The sequence below is a fragment of the Macrococcoides bohemicum genome (assembly GCF_016865215.1).
In the GTDB taxonomy this organism is placed as follows: domain Bacteria; phylum Bacillota; class Bacilli; order Staphylococcales; family Staphylococcaceae; genus Macrococcoides; species Macrococcoides bohemicum.
In genome coordinates, this window is record NZ_CP054482.1 from 2,156,998 (window position 1) to 2,182,345 (window position 25,348).

At 34.7% G+C, this 25,348-nt stretch carries 21 protein-coding genes and 3 pseudogenes; 7 read left to right on the forward strand and 17 right to left on the reverse strand.

Annotated elements, in window-relative coordinates; genetic code table 11:
* Nucleotides 1-127: 127 nt before the first annotated feature.
* A pseudogene (locus HT586_RS12635) lies at nt 128-2,575 on the reverse strand (hypothetical protein); the annotation flags it as partial.
* A 64-nt stretch (nt 2,576-2,639) separates the two neighbouring features.
* On the opposite strand from HT586_RS12635, the gene HT586_RS12655 reads away from it, so the two are divergent.
* Nucleotides 2,640-3,092 (forward strand): hypothetical protein, encoded by a 453-nt coding sequence (locus HT586_RS12655; RefSeq protein WP_203545825.1) that lies wholly within the window; start codon nt 2,640-2,642, stop codon nt 3,090-3,092.
* Nucleotides 3,093-4,429: 1,337 nt separating this feature from the next.
* Here HT586_RS12655 and HT586_RS12640 read toward each other — a convergent pair.
* The 3 genes and pseudogenes from HT586_RS12640 to HT586_RS12645 form a co-directional block, all read right to left on the reverse strand.
* Nucleotides 4,430-4,555: pseudogene (locus tag HT586_RS12640) on the reverse strand (KxYKxGKxW signal peptide domain-containing protein); the annotation flags it as partial.
* 451 nt (nt 4,556-5,006) lie between these two features.
* The gene (locus HT586_RS12470; protein WP_312040080.1) at nt 5,007-5,117 is read right to left on the reverse strand and encodes an ATP-binding protein; all 111 of its coding nucleotides are present in this window, start codon (nt 5,115-5,117) and stop codon (nt 5,007-5,009) included.
* Between the two features lie 181 nt (nt 5,118-5,298).
* Nucleotides 5,299-5,442: an ATP-binding protein gene (locus HT586_RS12645; RefSeq protein WP_407943974.1), complete on the reverse strand. Its 144-nt coding sequence runs from the start codon at nt 5,440-5,442 to the stop codon at nt 5,299-5,301.
* Between HT586_RS12645 and HT586_RS12650 the strand changes: the two genes are divergently transcribed.
* A complete protein-coding gene (locus HT586_RS12650; RefSeq protein ID WP_111746766.1) occupies nt 5,415-5,507 on the forward strand; it encodes an IS3 family transposase in 93 nt (30 codons plus the stop codon). The two genes, HT586_RS12645 and HT586_RS12650, sit on opposite strands and share 28 nt — an antisense overlap.
* Nucleotides 5,508-5,728: 221 nt before the next feature.
* Here the strand turns inward: HT586_RS12650 and HT586_RS11295 are convergent, their stop codons facing one another.
* The 3 genes from HT586_RS11295 to HT586_RS11305 all read right to left on the reverse strand — a co-directional run bounded on the left by HT586_RS11295 (nt 5,729) and on the right by HT586_RS11305 (nt 10,576).
* Nucleotides 5,729-7,312, reverse strand: a complete 1,584-nt coding sequence (locus tag HT586_RS11295; RefSeq protein ID WP_238999361.1) for an ABC transporter substrate-binding protein — start codon at nt 7,310-7,312, stop codon at nt 5,729-5,731.
* Nucleotides 7,313-7,441: 129 nt separating this feature from the next.
* Nucleotides 7,442-9,019: a periplasmic substrate-binding domain-containing protein gene (locus HT586_RS11300; protein ID WP_203545827.1), complete on the reverse strand. Its 1,578-nt coding sequence runs from the start codon at nt 9,017-9,019 to the stop codon at nt 7,442-7,444.
* Between the two features lie 78 nt (nt 9,020-9,097).
* Nucleotides 9,098-10,576, reverse strand: coding sequence for an EVE domain-containing protein (locus tag HT586_RS11305; RefSeq protein WP_203545828.1), 1,479 nt, complete (start codon nt 10,574-10,576; stop codon nt 9,098-9,100).
* A 184-nt stretch (nt 10,577-10,760) separates the two neighbouring features.
* On the opposite strand from HT586_RS11305, the gene HT586_RS11310 reads away from it, so the two are divergent.
* Complete coding sequence (locus tag HT586_RS11310) at nt 10,761-12,284, forward strand: glycosyl hydrolase family 28-related protein (RefSeq protein ID WP_096077948.1); 1,524 nt, start codon at nt 10,761-10,763, stop codon at nt 12,282-12,284.
* Nucleotides 12,285-12,795: 511 nt separating this feature from the next.
* Here the strand turns inward: HT586_RS11310 and HT586_RS11315 are convergent.
* The 3 genes from HT586_RS11315 to HT586_RS11325 form a co-directional block, all read right to left on the reverse strand.
* On the reverse strand, nt 12,796-13,758 hold the full coding sequence (locus HT586_RS11315; protein ID WP_203545829.1) for a nuclease-related domain-containing protein: 963 nt from the start codon (nt 13,756-13,758) through the stop codon (nt 12,796-12,798).
* Nucleotides 13,759-13,945: 187 nt separating this feature from the next.
* A complete protein-coding gene (locus tag HT586_RS11320) occupies nt 13,946-14,917 on the reverse strand; it encodes a YeiH family protein (RefSeq protein WP_203545830.1) in 972 nt (323 codons plus the stop codon).
* On the reverse strand, nt 14,914-15,477 hold the full coding sequence (locus HT586_RS11325) for a helix-turn-helix domain-containing protein (RefSeq protein WP_203545831.1): 564 nt from the start codon (nt 15,475-15,477) through the stop codon (nt 14,914-14,916). The genes HT586_RS11320 and HT586_RS11325 overlap by 4 nt, the downstream gene beginning before the upstream one ends.
* 131 nt (nt 15,478-15,608) lie before the next feature.
* Between HT586_RS11325 and HT586_RS11330 the strand changes: the two genes are divergently transcribed.
* Nucleotides 15,609-16,223, forward strand: a complete 615-nt coding sequence (locus HT586_RS11330) for a thermonuclease family protein (RefSeq protein ID WP_203545832.1) — start codon at nt 15,609-15,611, stop codon at nt 16,221-16,223.
* A 36-nt stretch (nt 16,224-16,259) separates the two neighbouring features.
* Here the strand turns inward: HT586_RS11330 and HT586_RS11335 are convergent, their stop codons facing one another.
* A complete protein-coding gene (locus HT586_RS11335; RefSeq protein ID WP_188018595.1) occupies nt 16,260-17,306 on the reverse strand; it encodes a LysM peptidoglycan-binding domain-containing protein in 1,047 nt (348 codons plus the stop codon).
* Between the two features lie 505 nt (nt 17,307-17,811).
* Here HT586_RS11335 and trhA point away from each other — a divergent pair.
* On the forward strand, nt 17,812-18,480 hold the full coding sequence (gene trhA / locus HT586_RS11340) for a PAQR family membrane homeostasis protein TrhA (protein WP_133354173.1): 669 nt from the start codon (nt 17,812-17,814) through the stop codon (nt 18,478-18,480).
* 65 nt (nt 18,481-18,545) lie between these two features.
* Here the strand turns inward: trhA and HT586_RS11345 are convergent, their stop codons facing one another.
* Both HT586_RS11345 and HT586_RS11350 read right to left on the reverse strand, forming a co-directional pair.
* Nucleotides 18,546-19,685: a TcaA NTF2-like domain-containing protein gene (locus tag HT586_RS11345; protein WP_203545833.1), complete on the reverse strand. Its 1,140-nt coding sequence runs from the start codon at nt 19,683-19,685 to the stop codon at nt 18,546-18,548.
* A 133-nt stretch (nt 19,686-19,818) separates the two neighbouring features.
* Nucleotides 19,819-20,784 (reverse strand): TcaA NTF2-like domain-containing protein, encoded by a 966-nt coding sequence (locus tag HT586_RS11350; protein WP_188018592.1) that lies wholly within the window; start codon nt 20,782-20,784, stop codon nt 19,819-19,821.
* Between the two features lie 327 nt (nt 20,785-21,111).
* On the opposite strand from HT586_RS11350, the gene HT586_RS11355 reads away from it, so the two are divergent.
* Nucleotides 21,112-21,390 (forward strand): hypothetical protein, encoded by a 279-nt coding sequence (locus HT586_RS11355; protein WP_133354175.1) that lies wholly within the window; start codon nt 21,112-21,114, stop codon nt 21,388-21,390.
* Nucleotides 21,391-21,432: 42 nt separating this feature from the next.
* Here the strand turns inward: HT586_RS11355 and HT586_RS11360 are convergent, their stop codons facing one another.
* The 4 genes from HT586_RS11360 to HT586_RS11375 all read right to left on the reverse strand — a co-directional run bounded on the left by HT586_RS11360 (nt 21,433) and on the right by HT586_RS11375 (nt 24,869).
* Nucleotides 21,433-22,389 (reverse strand): cation diffusion facilitator family transporter, encoded by a 957-nt coding sequence (locus tag HT586_RS11360; protein WP_203545834.1) that lies wholly within the window; start codon nt 22,387-22,389, stop codon nt 21,433-21,435.
* Between the two features lie 12 nt (nt 22,390-22,401).
* On the reverse strand, nt 22,402-22,902 hold the full coding sequence (locus HT586_RS11365; RefSeq protein WP_203545835.1) for a hypothetical protein: 501 nt from the start codon (nt 22,900-22,902) through the stop codon (nt 22,402-22,404).
* A gap of 470 nt (nt 22,903-23,372) precedes the next feature.
* The gene (locus HT586_RS11370) at nt 23,373-23,624 is read right to left on the reverse strand and encodes a hypothetical protein (protein ID WP_203545836.1); all 252 of its coding nucleotides are present in this window, start codon (nt 23,622-23,624) and stop codon (nt 23,373-23,375) included.
* A gap of 84 nt (nt 23,625-23,708) precedes the next feature.
* On the reverse strand, nt 23,709-24,869 hold the full coding sequence (locus HT586_RS11375; RefSeq protein ID WP_203545837.1) for a Rho termination factor N-terminal domain-containing protein: 1,161 nt from the start codon (nt 24,867-24,869) through the stop codon (nt 23,709-23,711).
* 130 nt (nt 24,870-24,999) lie between these two features.
* Between HT586_RS11375 and HT586_RS12475 the strand changes: the two are divergent.
* Nucleotides 25,000-25,233: pseudogene (locus tag HT586_RS12475) on the forward strand (hypothetical protein); the annotation flags it as partial.
* Nucleotides 25,234-25,348 lie beyond the last annotated feature (115 nt).

Below are 25,348 nucleotides of genomic sequence, written 5' to 3' on the forward strand. Positions count from 1 at the left end.
CTGATGTCGACGCGCTCGCCGAGTCAGACACTGACGCGCTCGCTGAATCAGACACTGATGTTGACGCGCTTGCTGAGTCAGATACTGATGTTGATGTACTTGCTGAATCAGATACTGACGTTGATGTACTTGTTGAATCAGACACTGATGTTGACGCGCTTTCTGAGTCAGATACTGACGTTGATGTACTTGCTGAATCAGATACTGATGTTGATGTACTTGTTGAGTCAGATACTGATGTACTTAATGAAGTACTATCTGAGATCGATGTTGACGCGCTCGCTGAATCAGACACTGATGTACTTGTTGAGTCAGACACTGATGTTGATGTACTTGTTGAATCAGATACTGATGTTGACGCGCTTTCTGAGTCAGATACTGATGTACTTGTTGAGTCAGATACTGATGTCGACGCGCTCGCCGAGTCAGACACTGACGTACTTGCTGAATCAGACACTGATGTTGACGCGCTCGCTGAGTCAGACACTGATGTTGATGTACTTGCTGAATCAGACACTGATGTCGACGCGCTTGCTGAGTCAGATACTGATGTCGACGCGCTCGTTGAGTCAGATACTGATGTCGACGCGCTCGTTGAGTCAGATACTGATGTACTTAATGAAGTACTATCTGAGATCGATGTTGATGTGCTTGTTGAATCAGATACTGATGTTGACGCGCTTTCTGAGTCAGATACTGATGTACTTGCTGAGTCAGACACTGATGTTGACGCGCTCGCTGAGTCAGATACTGATGTCGACGCGCTTTCTGAGTCAGATACTGACGTTGATGTACTTGCTGAATCAGACACTGATGTTGACGCGCTTGCTGAGTCAGATACTGATGTCGACGCGCTCGCCGAGTCAGACACTGACGTACTTGCTGAATCAGACACTGACGTACTTGCTGAATCAGACACTGATGTTGACGCGCTCGCTGAGTCAGACACTGACGTACTTGCTGAATCAGACACTGATGTTGACGCGCTCGCTGAGTCAGACACTGATGTTGATGTACTTGCTGAATCAGACACTGATGTCGACGCGCTCGCTGAGTCAGATACAGACGTTGATGTACTTGCTGAATCAGACACTGATGTTGACGCGCTTGCTGAGTCAGATACTGATGTCGACGCGCTCGCCGAGTCAGACACTGACGTACTTGCTGAATCAGACACTGACGTACTTGCTGAATCAGACACTGATGTTGACGCGCTCGCTGAGTCAGACACTGACGTACTTGCTGAATCAGACACTGATGTTGACGCGCTCGCTGAGTCAGACACTGATGTTGATGTACTTGCTGAATCAGACACTGATGTCGACGCGCTCGCTGAGTCAGATACAGACGTTGATGTACTTGCTGAATCAGACACTGATGTTGACGCGCTTGCTGAGTCAGATACTGATGTCGACGCGCTCGCCGAGTCAGACACTGACGTACTTGCTGAATCAGACACTGATGTTGACGCGCTCGCTGAGTCAGACACTGACGTACTTGCTGAATCAGACACTGATGTACTTGTTGAGTCAGACACTGATGTTGACGCGCTCGCTGAGTCAGACACTGATGTTGATGTACTTGCTGAATCAGATACTGATGTTGATGTACTTGTTGAGTCAGATACTGATGTACTTAATGAAGTACTATCTGAGATCGATGTTGACGCGCTCGCTGAATCAGACACTGATGTACTTGTTGAGTCAGACACTGATGTTGATGTACTTGCTGAATCAGACACTGATGTTGACGCGCTTGCTGAGTCAGATACTGACGTTGATGTACTCGCTGAATCAGACACTGATGTACTTGTTGAATCAGATACTGATGTTGACGCGCTTTCTGAGTCAGATACTGATGTACTTGTTGAGTCAGATACTGATGTCGACGCGCTCGCCGAGTCAGACACTGACGTACTTGCTGAATCAGACACTGATGTTGACGCGCTCGCTGAGTCAGACACTGATGTTGATGTACTTGCTGAATCAGACACTGATGTCGACGCGCTTGCTGAGTCAGATACTGATGTCGACGCGCTCGTTGAGTCAGATACTGATGTCGACGCGCTCGTTGAGTCAGATACTGATGTACTTAATGAAGTACTATCTGAGATCGATGTTGATGTGCTTGTTGAGTCAGATACAGACGTTGATGTACTTGCTGAATCAGATACTGACGTACTTGCTGAATCAGACACTGATGTTGACGCGCTTGCTGAGTCAGATACTGATGTACTTGTTGAGTCAGATACTGATGTCGACGCGCTCGCCGAGTCAGACACTGACGTACTTGCTGAATCAGATACTGATGTACTTAATGAAGTACTATCTGAGATCGATGTTGACGCGCTCTCTGAATCAGATACTGACGTTGATGTACTTGCTGAATCAGATACTGATGTTGATGTACTCGCTGAATCAGATACTGATGTACTTGCTGAGTCAGATACTGATGTTGATGTACTTGTTGAGTCAGATACAGACGTTGATGTACTTGCTGAATCAGATACTGATGTACTTAATGAAGTACTATCTGAGATTGACGTTGACGCGCTCGCTGATTCAGATACTGATGTCGATGTACTTTGTGAGTTCGCTACACTTGTACTTGTATTCTGAGAATTAACTATACTTGTACTTGTGCTCTGCGAATTCGCTATACTTGTGCTTGTGCTCTGCGAATTCGCTACACTTGTGCTTGTGCTCTGCGAATTCGCTATACTTGTACTTGTACTCTGTGAGTTCGCTATACTTGTGCTTGTACTCTGTGAGTTCGCTACACTTGTGCTTGTGCTCTGCGAATTCGCTATACTTGTGCTTGTACTCTGTGAGTTCGCTACACTTGTGCTTGTACTCTGCGAATTCGCTATACTTGTGCTTGTACTCTGCGAGTTCGCTACACTTGTGCTTGTGCTCTGCGAATTCGCTATACTTGTGCTTGTACTCTGCGAATTCGCTATACTTGTGCTTGTACTCTGTGAGTTCGCTACACTTGTGCTTGTACTCTGCGAATTCGCTACACTTGTGCTCTGTGAGTTCGCTACACTTGTACTTGTTGAAACACTTGCTGAATCAGGTACAGTGATTAACTGATTATTAAAAAAGTCTGTCCCTCCAGTTACAGATGTTGCGTAAGGATCAAATTTAAATGAAGTATCACCAGTAGCATTGAGAGGAGCTGTCCAAGTCGTCGTTAACCCAGAACCTAACTTTGCATAATATCCATTCATTTGGTATCCATTAGCCCAAGTATATCCACTGCCTTGTTTAACCATAGGTGTTGTTCTAGTTTCCAGGGTACTAACTTTTGTACCAGTTGAATCAGTAATATAACTAGTAGCGTCAGAAGGTGTACCAAACCCACTTCCTAATGTAAACATAGTTTGGTTAGATGTTCCTGTATTATATATAGCATAACTACTAGACATTGTGGATGGCGCTTTTTCCACTGTAGTAGTATTTGGATTATCATAGGTAACTGTATATGTGAATGTCACTTTACTTCCATCATTATAAGTTTTTAATATATAGTAAATTGGAACATTGTAATTTATATCAGTACCAGCCCCCGTATATGTTAATGTCTGTCCAGCTGCTGCTAATGTATTTATCGTACTAAATGATCCCAAAGTTATTACTTTGTTAACAGTAGGAGTTTCACTAAAATAAGTTGAAAGACTCTCACTTACTGAAACAGATTCGCTCATTGATAGACTATTTAAAGAGTCAGAATCAATATTAGAATCGCTTACAGATGTTCCAGCTTCTAATGCACTTTGTGAAAGGCTTTCTGACTGAGAAATTAATTCACTATCTGAATTATTAGTTACACTTTCTGAGTTCGAAGATGAGTCAACACTTTCTGAGTTTGAATCAGAACTTTCACTATCCGTTGTCAAGCTTGTACTATCTTTCGTTGATGATAATGATTCATCTGAACTATTAGAGTTAACTTTCTCTTCAGAAATTGATTCACTTTCTGAAATTGATTTACTTTCTGAAAGTGATTCGCTTTCTAATATAGAAGTACTCATTGAAGATGAAATACTTTCACTTTCACTAACAGATTGATTTTCTTCTGTAGTACCACTTGAAGATTCACTAGAACTATCCTGTTCCTGTGTTTCCAAATTCTCGCTTGATGAAGTTGAATCACCAGTTAAAGATTCAGATTCACTGACTGCACTTTCTGAATTAGAAATTACTGTAGAGTTTTGGTTAGCAACGGTTTCACTTAATGAAGATAAATCTGAAGTTATAGGAAGGTCAGATGCTGCAAAAGCTTGATTATTATCTAATAAATTTATTGTTAATAATCCCCCAGCCATGGTCGTCCCTGTAATTGCTGCATTCTTAACTCTATCAGCAGCTTTGTTTTGAATATTTTCTTTATCACTGATTTGTTTAACAATCATTGGCATACCTAAAATTCTAAGCATCTCTAACTCTTTAATACCTGCTTTAACCCAGTGTTTACCAGATTTATACAACTTAAATCTAACTTTTTCATCAATAACACTAATCTTGAAAAATCTTTTCTTTTTAGATTCTGACATATGCCACCTCTTAAATTTTAAATTTACAGAATTTTAAATAACAAAATTTAAATCCATACTATATTATTTAATTATTTTTATAGCTAAAACTTTTTTATTTATTATTAATAATAAATAAAAACCACTAAAGAACTTATTATTACAATGGTGTAAAAAGTGAATATATTCCCCTTAGTATATATAGATATTAAATTAATTTCTGTTATATATCTTAAATGATATAAACTTTTTTTAAAAGAGACATTTTACTGATAAATGTCTTCTTTTAGTTTTTTAAAACGACGAATCGCTTTATATCAATAGCGGTTTATGAATATAGTTTTATGGCGGTTTGAAAATGTCGTTTTTTAGCGATTTATGAATGTCGTATATTTAAGGATTTTTCGTTTTTATAATCTTTTAATTGATATGATTCCCCGGTAATTTTAAATACTTTAGAATGGTGAATTAATCAATCAATTATAGCTGCTGATACGATTTTATTACTGAATTGCTCACCCCAGCCAGAAAAGGGAATATTAGTCGTAATTATTGTTGATTTCATTTCGTATCTTAGTGACATTAACTGATAAAATAAATCCGCTCGTTTTTAAGTGATGGGAGTATAGCCAATTTCATCAATGATAAGTAACTCTATTCTATTTAATTACCTTAATGTTTTATTGATGATTCCTTTGTAATCTGAGTCAGTTAATAAGTCTATTAAATCTTTAAAGGTATAGAATCTAGTCTTTATATTTTGTTTACATGCTTCTATTTCCTAATGAGATTGCCAGGTCCGTCTTTCCAACACCACTGTTACCTAGGAAACAAGTATTAATGCTATTTTCTAAAAAATGCATAGATCTTAAAGCAAGAAATGTTTTATGGTGAGACATTTGAATCATACGATGAATTAGCAAATGAAATTAATAAGTATATAGAATATTATAATTTCGTAAGAAAGAAGTGAAAATTAAAAAGCAAGACTCCTGTAGAATACAGAAATCTTGCTTTAATAAAAGTAGCATAATAAAAAGTTCAACTTTTGGGTTCACTACATTAGCACAGAAGGCTTTTTAGTTGTCTAGCTTAATTTTACAAATTAACGATTTATTCATTTAGCTTAGTTCCTGATTGATATACTAATATATACTGTTTAATTGCGACATTTTTGTGAACTCACATATGTTTTTATTTTAATATTGCATTACCAAAATCAAGATAACCATATTTATCTTCATCTACATACTTTACAACAGAAGGATAGAAGAAGACTTTCTGCTTTAATAGTACATTTGCAAATAAATATCTATCTTCAAAAGATTGTAGAATTGTTTTTGCGATATTTTCAAGCTGATCAAAATTTTCATATCTATAATTTTTAATAAATTCTATGCAATTTGGATCATCGATATACCAATCTTTAAATTTACAATGTAATAGTAAATCGTAAAGCATAAATGGTTGTTTCTGATTATATGCTTCTGACATCCACACAATATCAACATCATATTCTTTCAAGCTTGTGCTTAAATAATTGTGATGTTCTGTATATATAAGCTCTATATAATAACCTGTTTTATTTAGTTCGTCTCTCACCTTTTCCATGATTTCAGCGTTGTATTGATCGACTAACATTCGTACAGGTCTGGAAATGTTAGAAATAATTCCTCTGCTCTGTGGTTCATCAAGCAGCCAATTAAAATTCTTCCAGTTATTGATGTTATCTTCATATAGAACGTATAACATCGCTTCAATAATGACATGTCGTTCTTCTAAAGAGAATGTCGTATTCGGATTAAAGACGAGCATATCGTTACCTATATAGACTCTTTTAGATAGTGATTTGTCATATTTATTGGATGATATATATTCCAGAAAACGTTTACGGTTTTTAATCAATAGTATTTCCTCGATTAGAACGACACGTTTGTAGTAAGGATTTAGTGACAGTTTAATTTCATTTTCATCTTTAAAAGACAAATAGTAGGGGCCAGTACCTTGAAGTTCCCCATTTTTCACTTTAAAGATTGATGCAAATGGCTCGGCAAGCAAATACTTAACATGATCTGTTCTCTCACATAGTTCAATCGTTAAATAGTACTTATCAATGATTGTTATTTTGTTCACGTTGCCAAAATAAATACGATAATTTGATTCAAACATCAAGGCATAAAGTGAGTCATACACATGTTGTGCTGTGAGTTTAGTCTTGTCATTGAAGTAAATATCTTTATGTAAGTATATATGAAGTGTTTGTTCTTTCCACTCATCGTACTTTACGATTTCATTTAGGATTTTGTTATCCTTATCAAGTTTATATAACGTATTATTGGTCTGCGTAATCACTTGGAAGCTGATTATATCTTGAGAGATATGTGGGTGTATTGTATAAGGAATTGAATACACGAAATCGACAACCATATTACCACTACTATCTTCTTGTTTAAAACTTTCTTTCAACTTTTTAACAATGACTTCTTTCGATTCATCATCCCACGGCAACTCCAGAAAATCATTGATTTCCTGGAGTGTCATATTTTTATGATGTTTCATCGCATAGTAGAATAATTCTTTTTCGACGTCAGTAATAAATGTTATTTCAGCTTTTCGACCTCTACCTACAGCCGGTGTATATTTAATATAGCCTTCATCTGCCCATTGCTTTAATAGTCTTGATAATTGTCGATTTGATATATTTAAGTATTCTGCCAAAGTAACATCTTCTATATTATCGGTGATATATTTTTCTAAATATAATAATCTTTTATCCATTTTAATCACATGCTACTTCCTACAAAGTTATAAAAATTTAAATTTTTAAATAAATTTATTTTTTTAATTTTATAATAAACATTATTATACAAATTAATAAGAGATATTTTAAAATTGCCCCTTTTACACTTATCTTACGAGTATATCTCCGAATATAATTATACCATCATTGTTAAATTTAACATTTTTCTGACCCTTCAAAACGATAAACTTTCTTCTCTTCTGTTTTGTAATCATGAAATAAGCATTATTTGTTAAGAAGTCTGAGTAACCTTGTTCTAGTTTTTTCCATTTATTGAGTGGTTTTACAAGGTATTCTTTTTTTAACATTCTCATTTCCGGTAAACAATCAAACCATTGTCTCATATGCGTATAGTTCATCAGTTTATAAAAATATGTTTCTTCTCTGTAAGTATGACCTAATATTACAAAATCACATTGTATTTCTTTGTTATTCTGACCAATAAAATAATCAAAGGGCAACTCTACAGATGCTATGTTAAATCCAACTGCTTTAAGGTACTGATAAAGTGGTATTACTTTATGCCTTGTTAAGTCAGGTATCCCCATAACAATTGATTTCTTAGTTATCGAATATTGCTCTAATGTTAGATCTTCATAATCTTGGTAGTAATATTTTTTTATGTAATGCAAAAGAACCCGTCTTTCTTGTAAATCTAATTGAGTAAAGCAAGGATTCATCATTACAAATTTTGTCATCTTCGCATATTTATCAACTTCTTCACAATGTTTATCTTTAATAAAGCTTTCATAACTTGCGTAACTTTTCATTAAAAAAACATCGTTAATTTCAGGTAAAGCATGATGAGATGTTTGGCGTGCTGTTAATTGAATATAACTATCCTTTATTGATGCTATATAGTATGTGTTTGTACCAATAAAAGCATCAAATTCCTGAATATAAATGCTTGAAAAAGTGCTCGATAAATCAAACTTCAATTTGTCTAAGTCAGCATCAAAATAGATTTTTAATGCAAATAAATCAACTAATTCAATTTTATAAATGTAGTCTAAGTTTTCTTTATGCCACTCATGATTAATTAATGTCTCTAAACAATTTACAACATCAACTGCCAACAAATTCTTCCCATTAGAAAACGTAATATCCTGATATAAATATAAAGTAATACTATTTTCATCAACCACTTCATATTGAACAAGTTTGGATGTAAACGTCATGTCATTTGAAATTGTATATAATCGATCCATTGTATTATACAAAAGCGTATCTAAAGCTATGTCTGTTTGTTGGAGTGGATTTAAGTTCTCTGGAAGCCGATAAATATAATCCATCGTTACTGTGCCTTTTTGCTCTTTAAGTGGTGACATTTGCGTATTCTCTGCATGAATAGCATTGTTAAACAAACCTTCAATAAGCCTCTTAGAAGATTCATTTAAAGGGAGTGACAATATATGTGTTATTTCTTCAATAGAATAATCATTTAAGTTGGAAATGATATCCATTATAACTTGTTGTTCGATATCAACGTTGAATATTATCGTTGAATAATTGCCTCGGCCAATGCCACCGATATATTCTATTATTCCTTCGTCCTGCCACTGATTAATAAGTCGTGATAACTGCCTCGGTGTAATCTCAATGTACTCTGCAACTTCTTCTCTTAAGAAATCATGTTCTTCCAAATATTTATACAGTAACAACAACTTTTCATCAATTGTTTTCATCTTATCCACTCTTCATAAAATAATTTTGTTAATAAATATTATTTTAATAAATAGAAATTGTTTTGTCATATTTAATTATTAGCTATATGCATAAAATTTCATATATGGGTGCATATAAATTGGATACTGCGCTTTAAATGCTTCTATTGATTGCGTTGTAATTGCAACGATTTTAAAGTCTTTATGCAATTGATACGTTGCCGCTTCTGACTGCCCTAATGTCGCGCGTGTAAGTTCTGTCATAATCGGTAACGACACATGTTCACCTTGCGCAGCGTGAATTAATGGTTTCAGTTGTCCTGCACTTATTTGATCAAAATCTTCTATTAATAAATCGCATTGCACAGCACTTGATAGCGCTTCGGTAATAATACCTTGGTGAAGCACGGTATATTCTTCTTCTTTGACGTATTGTCCATATAAATTACCCATCGTCCAATCACTTCCTGCAGTAAAAACTTTGAGTTGTGATCGTTTTAGCTGCAAATACTTAATAGCAGTTGCTATCCCATTAAAATGTTCTGGTAAGCTAAATACGTATATCATCTTCCACGGTTCCGATGGTGTATACAATTTATTTATATCATTCGGTAATGCAAGCTGTGTCTTATTTTGTGGTTTATTCAGGCCATGTATCGGGCTTAGCATATCACTTGCTTGTGCTTGCTTATATGCACTGTGCATATTTTTCTTCGCTGAGTAGCTAGCTGTTTCAATCGTTTGCTGTATAGAAGTCGAGATAAGCGGTGTTTCTTCAGATGGATTGAGGAACGCTTCATATTGTATACGAGTTATCTCAGTAATCGACTCATTCCACTTCTCATGTAAGAAATATTGCGCACGTAATTGTGGTTCACGGTCTAGTTCATAGATGGTACGTGGCGTAATGTCTTCTATATATTTTATCTTTACTGCTGTGCTGTCAGTTCTTCCTGGAATCGGTTGATTTTGTTGCATTCCTTCTATTACGCTAGCAGTTCCGTAAATCCCTCTTTCGGGCGTTGTCCTGTAGATAATCACTTTATCACCAGGCTGCATTTGTCCGTAATGTTTAAATCCATTACGGTTCACGCCATTAATGTTACGTACATAGATTATATATGTTTCATCCGCTTCAAAATCTATGTCTTCCTTCATTATAAAGTAACGGTTAATCTTCTCTTCATTTCGCCCAACACGTACTATCTTTGTATAGTCTACTTCAGGTAATGGATTAAGCAGTTGCTCTTTCATACCATTAATCGTCAGTTTAAGCCCTTCATCTCGAATTAAATATTCTTTTGTAAATGGCAATAGCTTCTCTTCATATTTAAAGTGTATTTTAATCTGTCCACGTCTCGGCTCTTCAACTTTTAAGACAGATCCTGTTCCAAGTAGACCTATTTTATTCTGTACTTGATAGAAGATAACTTTATCACCAGGCACTGCGCGTTTAAACGCTGTATAGCCTTCATTCGGGTTAAAGTGTACTGTGGAGTCGAACACTGAAACTTGTCCCATTAAATCTTCGAAGTGATTAAATCTATTGTATCCACAATTCAGCCAAAAGTAGTTCACAAATGTATCCCCCTGTTTAGTCAGTTAGTTTTATTATAGTAAAGATTTTAATGGTTAGATAGCGTTTTATAGGAATTTAGTTGTTTTATACACTGATATGTATAGCATATATTAACAGGTACATGTGCTTTATATGTTAGAATGAACTGTATCATAAATTTTATGATTCAAAGGAGAATAAATAATGTCTTTTAAGAAAAAATGGTTAATTCCAGCTGTTGCTTTCACAGTATTACTTACTGGTTGCCAGGATACACAGAAAGATAAGTCAAAAGATACAAGCACCGAAGAAACGTCACAAGAAAATGGTACTCAAAAAGTTCCTTCTATTAAAAATGCTAAACAAATTAACGTCGCAGATTTCGGAGCAAAGCCAGATGATAATAAAGATGATACAGACGCTTTAATAAAAGCAATTGAAAAGTCAAAAGAAGAAGCTGTTGAAGTTGTAATTCCACAGGGTACTTATGATACGAATAAAACGATAGAAGTAAATGATATTAAAGGATTACACATTAAGGGTGAAGGTGCAATCATCAAACCGAAGAATCCAATGACAAACCCGCCAGAATTTTATACAATGCGTCTATCTTCAAACAAAGATGCTCTTTCTGAAATCGAAATTGAAGGTATAACAATCGATGGTAGTAAAAACCCTCAAGATTTATACTTCACAATGAAAAAAGCAGATGATTTCTATAAAACTGCGATGACTAAAGGTATTGCAATTACGAATACGAAAAGTTTAAATATCCATGACGTAAACTATAAACATATGTATGGTGGATATGCGATATTTGCTCAAGAATATCGTGATGTGAATATTCAAAATGTAAATTTAGAAGATGTCGGTGGAGATGATATCACTGATAGTTTCGGTATGGCGATTTATTTAAGCGGTCATAAAGATGATGCTGTGGTTAATATCGATAAAGTAATATCTAACGCTAAAACTTCAAAACGCTCTAAAGAGTATATGGGCTGGATCGGTGTCGTTTATGAAAATGGTACGATACAGGATGCTAATGAAGAAAACTGGCTTAAAGATCAAAATACAACAATCAATGTTACGAATTCTACATTCAATGATTATGAAACAACCTTCCACGTAGAATCTACGTATGGTAATGTTTACTGGAATACTGATGATGTCAAGACCCGTGCTAAGAGTTACTTTATTGCTGCCGGAGTAAACGGTGAACTACGTGAACGATCAAATAATGTCGAAATGAATCTACTACCTTTTGGTCGTAATGACATCGTTCATGGTGTTTATTATACTGAAGGAATGAAACCGAAGAATTATTCATTTGATATGTATAATTCAGTCGTAAATAACATTGAAATTGATGGCAAACGCTCACCAATATCTGCAGTTTACGCAAATAATACGACAGCAACATTCCACAACACAACATTCAATGATGTATCAAATCGTTTAGTTGCTAACGGTACTGGAACATTTATAGATAGTGTCGTGAACTTAACAAAAGATGCTAATAAAAATGAACTTGGTGAATTCTCAGAAAGTACACAGAAAATTAATCTTGAGAAATCAACAATAAACGAAGCACCGAAGAAGACCTCAGCACAAAATGGCAAAGTACCTGAGAAACTGAAATCTACGAACAAGCCTATACCAAAACGCGAGAATCCTCTTGCACCAGCTGATTTGGGTCGTGAAGTTGCACCATTGAAGGCTGAATAATAATATTTACACGGAAACTTATGTTTCCGTGTATTTTTTTAGGTATTGTTTGCGGAAGTGGCGCCAAATTGATTCTGAAGACACTTTCTCGTTGGATTTCTTAATATCGTATACGGAAGTGGCGCCAAATTGATTCTGAAGACACTTTCTCGTTGGATTTCTTAATATCGTATACGGAAGTGACACCAAATTGATTCTGAAGACACTTTCTCGTTGGATTTCTTAATATCATCTACGGAAGTGACACCAAATTGATTCTGAAGACACTTACTCGTTGGATTTCTTAATATCATCTACGGAAGTGGCGCCAAATTGATTCTGAAGACACTTACTCGTTGGACTTCTTAATATCATCTACGGAAGTGGCGCCAAATTGATTCTGAAGACACTTTCTCGTTGGATTTCTTAATATCATCTATGGAAGTGGCGCCAAATTGATTCTGAAGGCACTTACTCGTTGGATTTCTTAATATCGTCTACGGAAGTGGCGCCAAATTGATTCTGAAGACTCTTACTCGTTGGATTTCATAACTTCTACCTTATACAAATAAACTTCTTCTTTAATTAACATGCCATCTGATTTACTCGTCACATATGCAGTCGATCGATTAACGCCGATTTTTTCATATTCTCTGCTAAGCACTTTCTTAATCGTTGTCTTCCCAACACCAGTAAAGTCGAAGATATCTCCAGAAGTAACACTTGTGTTCTTCAGTAAATGTATTGCATCAAAGGCAAGCCGTACGATTTCTTTTTTAGTATATTCACATCCACAAGCACATCTCACTTTTTTCGCATTTTTCTCCATTAGAGGTAAAAACCTATGACACTTCGCACACTTTACTCCTTTTCTCATCAAATCAAATGGATAATAATAGATGCGATCATACACGCCTTTATCATAATAATATGCTGATAAATTGCGTGCTATTTGTATTTCTTCTTCTGTTACTTCGCATTCATTTAGGCTTTCAACTATCCTATCTAAATCTTTATTAAATAATATTCTCTTATCTCCTTTGTATCCGATAACTTCAAATTGCTCACCAACAAAAATCACATAACTTAGCACTTCATAGTTAATACCTAATTTCCTTACGAGTTCCTGCAGTTTGTTGTGTTGCATGTCCAATTTATGTAGCGGATTATTGATAACGTAATTATATTCACTCATAAATACGCCGTTATTATAATTATATTTCCCCTCATAATACTTCGTATCAAAGTGAACGATTTTTTTATTCGATACAATAATAAAGTCGTATTGTGATTCCCCTTTAATATTTAATCGCAAGTCCCATATTTTAGCGCCACCTTCACAATCTTTAATACTTTCATAAAAATACGCTTCACCTAACAGTCCTTTCTCTAAAGTGAATAATTTATCACTATCATATTTATCGATTTGTATCCTGTCTTTTACTTCTAAAAGATAACGTTCATAGTTACTTAATTCACGTTGCTTTACAAACATTAAGTCACCTCATTTAACATTTGTTAACACACAATTAATATACAATGTATTAATGAATTTTGCCAATAAAAAAAGAGCCCTTTAACAGGCTCTTATTAATTATTGTGCTTTCTTGTCACTTCTTAATACCATCGCAATTAATCCAATGACAAACGACAATATAAATTTCTTCATCATATAAACACTCCTACCAGATATTTAACAGCCACTGCATTATTAAACTAATACCCGCTACAACGAACCATACACTTGCACCTAGTAAAACAGGCTTAATTCCAATTGACCTGAATTGCTTAATACTTACCGATAACCCGATACCTGCCATCGCGATGCTGATCATAAAGGTTGATAGCATTTTTATATACGAAATTATTGCTTCAGGCAAATTAATAATTGATGTCACTACACTTGCCAGAAAGAAATATAGAATAAACCACGGGAAGACTTTTTTAATACTAAACGCTCTCTTCTCGCTTTTCTTAAGTTGTACCATTACGAGTATGAGACAGACCGGTATAATCATCAGTGCTCTGACAAGTTTAATGATTGTTGCGGTGTCACCGGCTGTTTCAGAATAGGCATATCCAGCTGCAACGACGCTACTCGTATCATTAATTGCTGTGCCCGCAAAATGACCGAATCCAATATCACTTAAGCCAATTGTATGTCCAATAACCGGGAAGATGAATACTGCAATAATATTAAATAGAAAGATCGTTGATAATGAGAATGCGATTTCATCTTCTTTTGCATCCACAATCGGACTTGCTGCTGCGATTGCAGAGCCGCCACAAATTGCTGTTCCCACACCGATTAATGTTCTAATATTTTCTCCGATGTTCATAACTTTCCCTAACCATACACTTGTGAGTAACGCTGCTGTTATTGTCGTTAATGTAATAGGTAAAGATGATAATCCCATTTCTACTACTACTCTTAAATTAAGCGTAAATCCCATTACAATGATGGCATACTGTAATATTTTCTTGGAAGCGAATTTAATACCTGGTTGATATTGATCAGGTAGCTTTATTGCATTACTGATGATAATACCAAGAATAATACTAAAGATGATACCACCGATAATCGGAAACAATTGTCCGAGTAGTGTCGCAATGACTGCGATGATACTACATAAGATAACGCCATGTCTTTTCATAGCATTTGCTCCGGATAATAGATGGTCATCGTACCACGAACGATGCCTTCACCTATATTGATATACACATGAGGGACATCCGCATCAAAGCGAATCGACATGTCACTTCCAATTTGATAATCTTCATTCTGTACTTTCAGATTGAGCATGCCATCATAGATCATAATATATTCTTCAGCACCGTTTTGATGGGCTTCTGCTGCGAATACACCACCTGGCTCAATTTCAAACTGATACATTTCAAATGGGTGTCCGCTTTCAAATGGATAGAATGGGTATAAACGATATCTTCCATCATCTCCGGTCATCTCCATTAATTCTGACTTTTTCTTTATATCTACTTTTTGATCAGGAGACTTGATTAATGCTGTGAAACTTATCTTCAAACCATTCGCTATTTTCCACACCGTCGTAATTGATGGAATAGAATCTCCTCGCTCAATTTGCGACAGCATTGTCTTTGAAACTCCTGTACGTCGCGATACATTATCTAAAGTTAATCCATTATCAGTCCGATACATCTTTAAGTTATGCGCAACAATATCATGTATTTCTTTCATCAGCTTCACCTGCTTTTCTTTATTATATTCATTATAACGAACAAGTATTACTTGATAAAGCACTATCTCATTTGAAACAGAACATACGTTTGTGTATAATAGAAACATCTTTTAAAAAATGAGGGTTTATTTTGATATTATCTGCTTTAGCTTTAACAATAAATTTGAGCATGTTTCAAACAGACATGCCTAAGATTGATGCAACATTTGATCGCGCTATTGACGGCGATACTATTTCTGTAAAAGTAAATAACAGAAAAAAGACAGTGAGATTACTACTTGTTGACACGCCTGAATCAAAAAAGCCTAACACACCCGTTCAACCGTATGCGATTGAAGCGGCACGCTTTACAGAATCTATTGTAAAAACATGTGATTTAAAGATTCAGTATGACACGAAAGGTAAGAAAGATCGATACGGCAGAGATTTAGTCTATCTATATTGTGGCAATACGATGATTAATGAACTACTCGTTCAGCAAGGTTATGCTCGTGTTGGTTATGTTTATCAGCAAAAGGATTATTTAGATAGATTGTTGCAAGCCGAAAAAAAGGCGAAACAGCAAGGTTTGAAGATCTGGTCGATTAAAGGTTTCGTCAATACAGACGGAGAAGGCTTTAATAGTACAGCTGAAGAAAGTAAAGCTGAAACTGATATCGGACTCCAAATTCGCGAAGCGCTGCATCGAATATTAGATGCTGCAATCGATGGTTTGATTAAAGGCATAAAAGATTTATTTAAATAGACAAAATTAAAGAGGAGAGACAATCGTCTCTCCTCTTTAATGTATAAATTGATATCTGCTCATTTGAGATAATGTAAGTGTTCTATAACCTACAACACCTGAAGGCGTTAAATAATTCGTTTCTGAAACCATGATTGTTCCATCTGCATTGACACGTTCAACGAATGCCACGTGCCCATATGGGCCATCAGTAGTTGTTGCCATTGAACCAACTGCCGGAGTGCTGTTTACTGTGTATCCATCTTTACGTGCACCACTTGCCCAATTGTATGCATGCCACCAATACGTTGAAATACCTTTTCCGATTGCAGCACGTTTGTTAAATACATACCATGTACATTGACCGTAGTCATACAAATTAGCATGTGCAAACACCGGTGTTTTTGTGACTACTGGAATTGTTACAACTTTAGCAGGTGCTTTTTGCACGTCGCTTGTCGGAATAGTAGCGGCAACTGCATTCCCACTAACGATTAATCTTTGATTTGAGTAGATGATATTTGATGATAGATTATTCCATTGTTTAATACTTTGGATTGAAACACCGTATTGGCTGGCAATCTTCGCTAAATAATCACCATGTTGCACTATATGTACTTTTGCACCAGTTGTGCCTGAATTTGTAGATGTTGTTGTCATAGGAATAGTCGTACTTACTGCTCCTGTTACTTTTAATTTCTGATTCGGGAAGATTAAATAACCAGATAAATTATTTAATTTCATAATCTGTGCTACAGATGTATTGTATTTTGCTGCGATGATCGATAAACTCTCACCCGATTGAACTACATGTGTATTACCCGTGCTTGTACCACTTTGTGGACGGCTCACATTTGTCGTTGAAGTTGTCGCATTTGTTCGTGTTACTTCACCCGATACCTTTAAAGTTTGGTAAGGAAAAATCAGATTTGATGATAATTGATTTAACGACTTTAACTGATCAATCGAAGTATTATATTGGTTGGCGATAGACCATAATGACTCGCCAGGTTGTACTTTATGTTCTGCTGCTTCTGCTTGATGTGAATAAGTAGCAACCGCAGCTGATGCAGTTGTAGCCGCAAAAATTAATTTCTTTTTCAAATTTCGTTCCTCCTTGCCAAACTTTTTCAATAAATCTATTATTGCATATATACAGTTCTTTTGACATTACAGTTTTCTTTCAAATGATTATTTAGTAATAAGTAATAATATTTATTTGAAATACGAACACTTTTTGAACAAAGTTGTGTTCAATTGAATTATACCAACACTTCCAGGTGTTCGGTAATGAATTGAGATAAAAATTCTTTTTATTAGTTTCGACAATTTTTATATTTCACTTAACAATTAAAGAATGGTTTGCCATTTCAATAAAACACTGATATATCAACGTTTGAAAACGCTTCATAATATATGGTTAATTAAATAATATATTCAGTTTTACATTGTAACATAACTGTAACAAATCACTGTAAATTTAGAATTTTCAGTGAATTCATCACTGATTTCGACACATTTTATTTATTTTTTACGAATAGTCTAAAATCATATAATCATTAATTATATGTTAGAATAAGATAAAAACGCATACTAAAGGAATGATCAGATGAAACCGGAAACACCTAACTATAATTTCAGAGATATAAAAGAATTGAAATTCGGTGAAGAAGTAGGCAACTCGGTATCTCATGGTGTGCCCGCTTTGCTTATATTACTCACCCTGCCTTATTTTGCCATCAAGACATATATCGAACATGGTACAACATTTGCTTTTGGTATCAGTGTATTTTTAATCAGCATCTTTCTTATGTTCTTATCATCAGCAATTTACCATCTTATGCCCCCGAAGTCGATTCATAAATACGTGATGCGCATTATCGACCATTCTTTAATTTATATCGCTATTGCGGGGACTTATACTCCTGTGGCTTTAAGTCTAGTGGGTGGTAAGTTAGGTATCAGTATCATGATTATCGAATGGGTTATTACGATTGCAGGTATAGTTTATAAATCGACCGCAAAACATGTTAATCCTAAAATCAGTCTTGCAATCTATCTGATTATGGGATGGTTAGGTATCCTCTTATTTCCAGCGCTCATTACAAAAGCGAGCTGGTTGTTTATTACCTTTATCGTTTTAGGTGGTGTGATGTATAGTGTTGGATCATGGTTCTATGCACAAAAACATCGTCATTACTTCCATATGATCTGGCATTTCTTTATCTTTGCCGGTGCACTTTGTCACTTCGTCGCATTACTATATTTTATCCAGTAAAATAAACCACAAATTAAAAAACGTCAGATTAATTTCTGACGTTTTTTGTATCTATAAAATAGATTTTATTCAGCGATTATTTTTCCGCTTTGAATATATACTTTATATGTTTGTAATAGTTCTTTCGACTGAATATCTATCGCTTTAACTTTATAGTACTTTCCACCTAAATCTTCCTGAATATCTTTACCGTTTATCGGTTCAGCACCGACAATTGCGATATCCATTTCAGAATAATAAGCTTCTACCTTTTTACGGTATTTGTCGGATGCCATTTGAACAGCTTGAGGTAAACTTTTCACCTTTACTTGAGAAGCGACCGGCTGATCTTTTAACTGATAGGCTGCTTTAATTGTACAAGTAATACATCCATTGTCAGCTGCTTGAGGTAAAGTACCTGCGCTCACCATTGTGTTGTATGCATTACGTAACTGTGTATCACTTATACCTTCACAACTTAATTGTAATCGTGTTTGAATACATGTCGTTGCATCACCTTTGGCTTGTTGTGTTGGCTGTTTAGGTTGCGCCGAAGAAGTTTTCGGTGTAGCTGGAGCGTTATCATGTACATCAAATATTACTTTATCGTTAAAATCATATAGCTCCATTTTTTTTGTTTGTTTATTATAGTAGAAATCAAACACTGTTATAACGCGTTTCAATTGTCCCCCTGTAGCATTTGATGATAGCGTACGAGTAACAATGGCATGCGCATATCTATTTCTAACATCAATTTGATCTATGCTCTGAGCGGTAATACGATAATTATCAAAACTTCCTGTTGGTAATTTCGCTAATATATATTCTTCAGCTTTAGAGTTAGATTTTATAAAGGGACGAATCATACTATAATTACGTTGATTAAATGCATTCGGCATTGCATTTAAATAATCGGTCATCGTTTGATGCGTCAGCTGTTTTAAGTTCGCTGCCGTTTCGTTTGTATTCGTCACTTTAGCTTTAGTAGATTTTTTTGTTTGTTTTATTTTTTTCTTTGATTGTGCTTCTTTCTTCTTATCTTTAACAGACTGCGCTTCACTTGATGGTTGCTCTGTTGTTGCTTCAGGGGTGTCTGACTTCACTTTTGATGTTTCAGTAGATTTCGTTTCTTCTTTGTCTTGTTGTGCATTATTACATGCCGCAAGCACAAAGGACAACATTACCGCTAATATCAATTTATATATACGCACGACTACACCATCCATTCAGTTATTTCCCTCTATTTTACCATAGAAGTGTATGAGTACTCTAAAAAAGCAAACTATCTTCGCGAAAATTTCTTTCACGCTTTCAGGTATAATAATATTAAACCCCTACAAACATTTGTAGGGGTTTCACTTATTTTAATTTTTCAACATATTCTACTTCTTTTTTATTTGTTGATAAATGAAATGCAACTTTCACATTACCTGATTCATTCTCATAGATAACGCGCGGGTCATTAGTATTTTCTAAAAATTCTTTGTTAGGTTGCCCGTAAAATGCAAGAACATCCTGATACAACATGTATGGAGGGATAATGACCATATCCTGTGCTGTTTCAGCACCTGTACTCTTATCGTCTAACTGTTTATTAAAATTGATACCAGCATTGCCGAAGATATAATATTTCTTTTGGTTAATCGTTGTATGATCTGAGAAGTCTCCAAACTTATCCTTAATCACCTGGAAACTCATTTGTTCAGAAATACCGCCAGCAAATCGATTATTATCTAGGAAAAATTCATTTTTAAAATTTGTAGATAAAACATCGATCACAACGCCGTTACCTTTTGTGTTTTTTTGAGCTTGCGATTGATCGTTAACCTTAAGTTCGCTATTATTAACGTCTGAAATTTGAGTAATCATCATTTGCTTTAATGAAGGATCATAGGCAAAATGAAAAACAGTTTCAGAGTATGTTCTGCCATTCGATGCGTAATTAGATATTTCTTTACCCACAAGTGCAACATATTCATCTTTTTGCGTTGTAATCTTATCTATTGTAGTACTATATACTTCCATATTTGTATAATTACCGCTGCTAATTTCTTTTTTTAATTCTTTTTCAGCGATTGAGCCTTCTTTTACAGTGGATTTGAGGAGATTGTAATTACTTTTATTATATGCATCTGCATAGCGATCAAAAAAGTGTTTCATTGCTGAATTGACCAGCATAATATCATCTTTTTTCGTTCCTGACCATTGGTAAAGATATTGAGATTTTCTTGCACTTTTTGCACTGATGATTTTTTCTTCCTGGTTACTGCAACCTGTTGTAAACAATAAAAATACACACGCTAGTACGCCTAGTATATATTTCAAATCCCTCACCCAATCTATTATTATGTTATCCTCTCCATTATATGTTATGTCAAATGAATTTGAAATATTTATTTTACAATATTATCTATAAGAAATAAAATTAACTATTATTTTCATATCATGATAAATTTAATTTAAATTAATTTTATAAATCGTATAAAGTAATTAACTCAATAAGTTTTCCATATTTGTTATCCACCACTTGATTTCAATCATGCAATTTAATAGCAAATATAAATTAATTATTATTTATTTTTGTAATTTATTATTGTATTATTCAAACAATGAACGTGATATATTTAATTTAATATAAAGGGGGGATACATCTTGAACGCACTAAACAACTATGAAATCTTCGATCGTTTCAATCACAGATGGACATGTTCTATTTACCAGAATGACCTGTATCATGAGGCCCCTTCATTTATGCGTCTCCGTTGTAGAAAACTCAATTATGATCGTATTATGGAAACAAATAATGATGAATTGACATTATTACGTCTTCTACGTTACATTACCTTTTATTTAGATGAGCTACAATATATTAGCCATAATGTATATAAATTATCAGATGTTTCGCCTATTCCAAAAGATCAACTATCATAATTATCTATAAAAAACCGTGTACAGCAATTGCTGCACACGGTTTTATTCGTGATGTTTAACCTCTTCAAAATATGCATTGTCCGGATTATTTTTCTCCAGATGTTCGATTTGAAGGGTTGCGTGTTTTAAATTGTATTTATCAGCTAATATCGTTGAGAGTTCATTGATGACCTGGTAGTTCTTATCATCTGTTGAAGGTTCAACAACAACGTGCGCTGTAATTGATGGATGATCAGTTGTAATTGACCATAGATGGAATTCATGCACATCAACAACTGCCGGATGATTTTTCATCGTCTGAATAATTTTATCAGTATCTAATCCATCTGGTACTCGCTCCATCAAAATATCCCAAGTATTCTTACAAATCTTATATCCTCCACGGAAAATGATAATTGAAATGATGATACTTAAAATTGGGTCAATTAAAGTCCAGTGTGTAAAGTAGATGATGATCACTGCAACAATAACGCCTACTGAATTTAATAAATCTCCGATAAAATGCCAAAGTGCACTTTGCACATTGATATTGTCTTCACCTTTTAATGAACGGGTTAAGATGAATGTTAAGATAATATTGACGATAAGTCCGATTGTAGAGATAATCAGCATTAATTTAACATCAACTGTTTGCGGATGTAAAATACGCATAATCCCTTCGTATGTGATACCTAATGCAATGACGATAAGTGCTAAGCCGTTAAGTAATGCTGCTAATATTTCTAAACGTAAATATCCGAATGTATATTTAGCTGTTGGTGCTTTTGATGCAAAATAAATAGCAAGCATCGATAATCCTAATGCTAATACGTCACTCATCATATGCATTGAGTCAGATAGTAATGCAAGTGAGTTAGATAATATCCCCCCGACAATTTCTACAATCGTAAAGAATAATGTGATGTAAAGTGACGCCCATAGTGTGCGTTTAGAGCCTTGCTGATGTTTTAAATGTTCAACGTGATGAAAGTATGTTGGACTTTCTAATTGTTTTCTCATAAAATTTACCCCCTAGTCATTGTTCATTATAAGCTGATGCATCGTTTTTAGCTGCCCGAGATGAAGCGTCATATGGTTGGCAGCAAATTCGATATCGTCATTCTTAATACTTAGTTCGTCGCGATCGCAAATCCCACCTAATAGACGTTTCGTCTGAAGTGGAAGCAATAACTTCAATGTATCAAACGAAGGAATATCTTCATCAAAGTCATCAGGGCTCGTTCCCGATTTAAAATATTTTGCTAATCCAGCAATTTCAGTATTAGCAGCGTTCGGTATTAAACGATATTCATTTTCTACAATGACATGCCCAACCATCCAGTAAATATTATTTGGCAGTCCGTCGATTGTCGTCTTCGCTTCCACTTCTTTAATCGGCTTGATCAGTTCAGTGATTTGCTGTTCGTGATGCACATATTCCTCACCTGCAGTACCACGTACGCGATCATCAACCCCTAGAACAGTTAACATATCGTTTGTCTTTTCCTGTTTTCTCTTGAATATATTAAACATTATCGTTCTCCTATGCATTTTTTATTTAGTGTATCAAGTAAAAATGTATTGTGCTACATTATTGTACTGATAACGATTATTAGCAATTAAGTATATACAAAACAAGTCCGATATCTTGTCGATATCGGACTTGTTTATTGGTGATGGTTGGACGAAATTGGTGATACTCCAATTTCGGGCGGGATTTTGATGCTGAAATTGGTGATCCGCCAATTTCGAGTTGGATTTTGATGCTGAAATTGGTGATCCTCCAATTTCGAGTTGGACTTTGTTGCTGAAATTGGTGATCCGCCAATTTTGATTTTACAAGTTCGGGCTTCCTGACACATCCACGCCACCATCGTGATTAAAATACACATTTGTTTTCTTCATAATAAAAAGACTCCAATCTATTTAATAATATTCCTCATTATAAGTTGAATAAGGAAATTATTTCAATAGCATTGAAGTCTTATTGATGACAATTTATATTATCCGAAATAAAGTACTGCAAATAATACAAGCAATATAAGATCAAAGATATGACGGAACATATTCTCACGCCATGCGTTGCGGTCTAAACTATCCAGTAGTCCAAGTACAAGTAAAGCTGCAAACGAACATACGATTAACATATTAAAGTTCATATCAGTAATTAGTCGGATAATGATTAATACGACAACAGCAAGATTTAATATGTTATACATGCGACCCCAAACTGTTGTTTCTTTAGTTCTATTCAAGTTGTTCACCTCTAAATGTTTGTTACGATACACTATAACATCAAACGCTATATCGCTCTAGTTATACGCTTATCTACATACCAATTAATGTTTATTCAATCTCGCTACGTGTGCTACGTTTCTATTTTTACCACGTTTTTTCGTTTTTCTTTTTACTTGTACAGGTTTCTTCTTCTTCACTGTTTGTACTGGTGCCTGTGCTTGAACCTGAGATTGTCCTTGTTCAATTTGTACTTTACTTTCTACTTCATTGCGCGTGTGTCCATTTAGCATCCATAATCTTGCTGTATTTAATGCGGCTGCAATAAGTTCAGTCAACTTTTCACGATCATCAAACTTAACGAAACCATTCTTCTCTACGTTATCAATATGTAATAGAATTTGTTCCGGTGTTTCGTTGGCACGTAATCCGAACAAGATTGTATTAACAATTAATTTCCCTGTGTCTGTTCCCTGGAAATCTTCAGTGATTCCTGCTTCGATATATTCAACTAAATGCTTAATGTCTTGCGTCGGCTCAATATAGAAATATTCTGTATATAATTTATAATCTTCATATTTAGGAATATAGTATTCTTTTTGTTCGGTTAAAAATTTTAAATCGATATCAATATTGCTAAGCTCTTTATGTTTAACACTGCCATCTTTAATCAGCGCTTCGTACTCAGGCATCACTGTAATAAGCTCTTCACGGATTTCATCTTCAGTCATTTGTACATTGAAATACTTTTCTTTTAACACTGCTAAATGTTTCAACGTTACAAAGCCATATAAATTTAATGCGCTACGATAGAAATGAATCTTATCAATTTCTTCTTTAAATGCTGGATGCGCTTGAATATACGCATTAAAATGCACTTTTACATCTTGAGGAATGAACAATAGCTCAGTGTCATCTGCATAAAATAAGAAAACTTCATCCGGTATATCATGATGATATACTATGTAGTTCTTTTCTTGTGCTGTGATATCATCTAACACGACTTTAAAGTTACTATCATATGTTTCCAGCATCTTACCTAGCATTTGATCATCTGCAAAATAAGCTTCGGTAATTAAGCTGATCAAATCTTCTTTATTTTTAGAAGAGTAACCTTTAATACCCAGGTTGCGACATATATTTTTTAACGCTTCTTTAGATAGCGCTGATAAATACATATCAAATGTATTGTCATTAAATTTTTCAGCTACTAATTTCTTTTTTTCTTCCTGTGCTGCGATGTCGATATTTAACTCGTTTGTCATAGTAAGTCCCCCACGGTTCTATAAGTTGTTGCTATCCTTTTTAAAAGCATTTATTTTTATTAATATTTATTCTATTTTACCAATGATTAAGTAAAAATTAAACTTTCTAATTTAACATAAACATACAATTGTGATGAATTTTGTGAAACAGATTAATATGGTACCGATGCTTGTTAAAAAAGAACAACCTGGCTATATATTAAATTCTTTACTTGTGCCATTATTACAGTCAGCAGAAATGTTACTTGCAAATGGTGTCGGTGACGCTGAAACGGTTGATAGAGCCTAGATGATTGGGACAGGAGAGGGGTTCTATACATATCCAAACCCTAGCTATAAAGCACCAGACTTTCTAAAAGGATAATATTTTCACAGCCGAACATTGTGTCCGGCTTTTTTTGTAACTTTTCTCACACCGCATGTTCTTAAAACCAGATAGCTTCGTTGTAAATATGACATCTTTTCAAATTCACTACTAT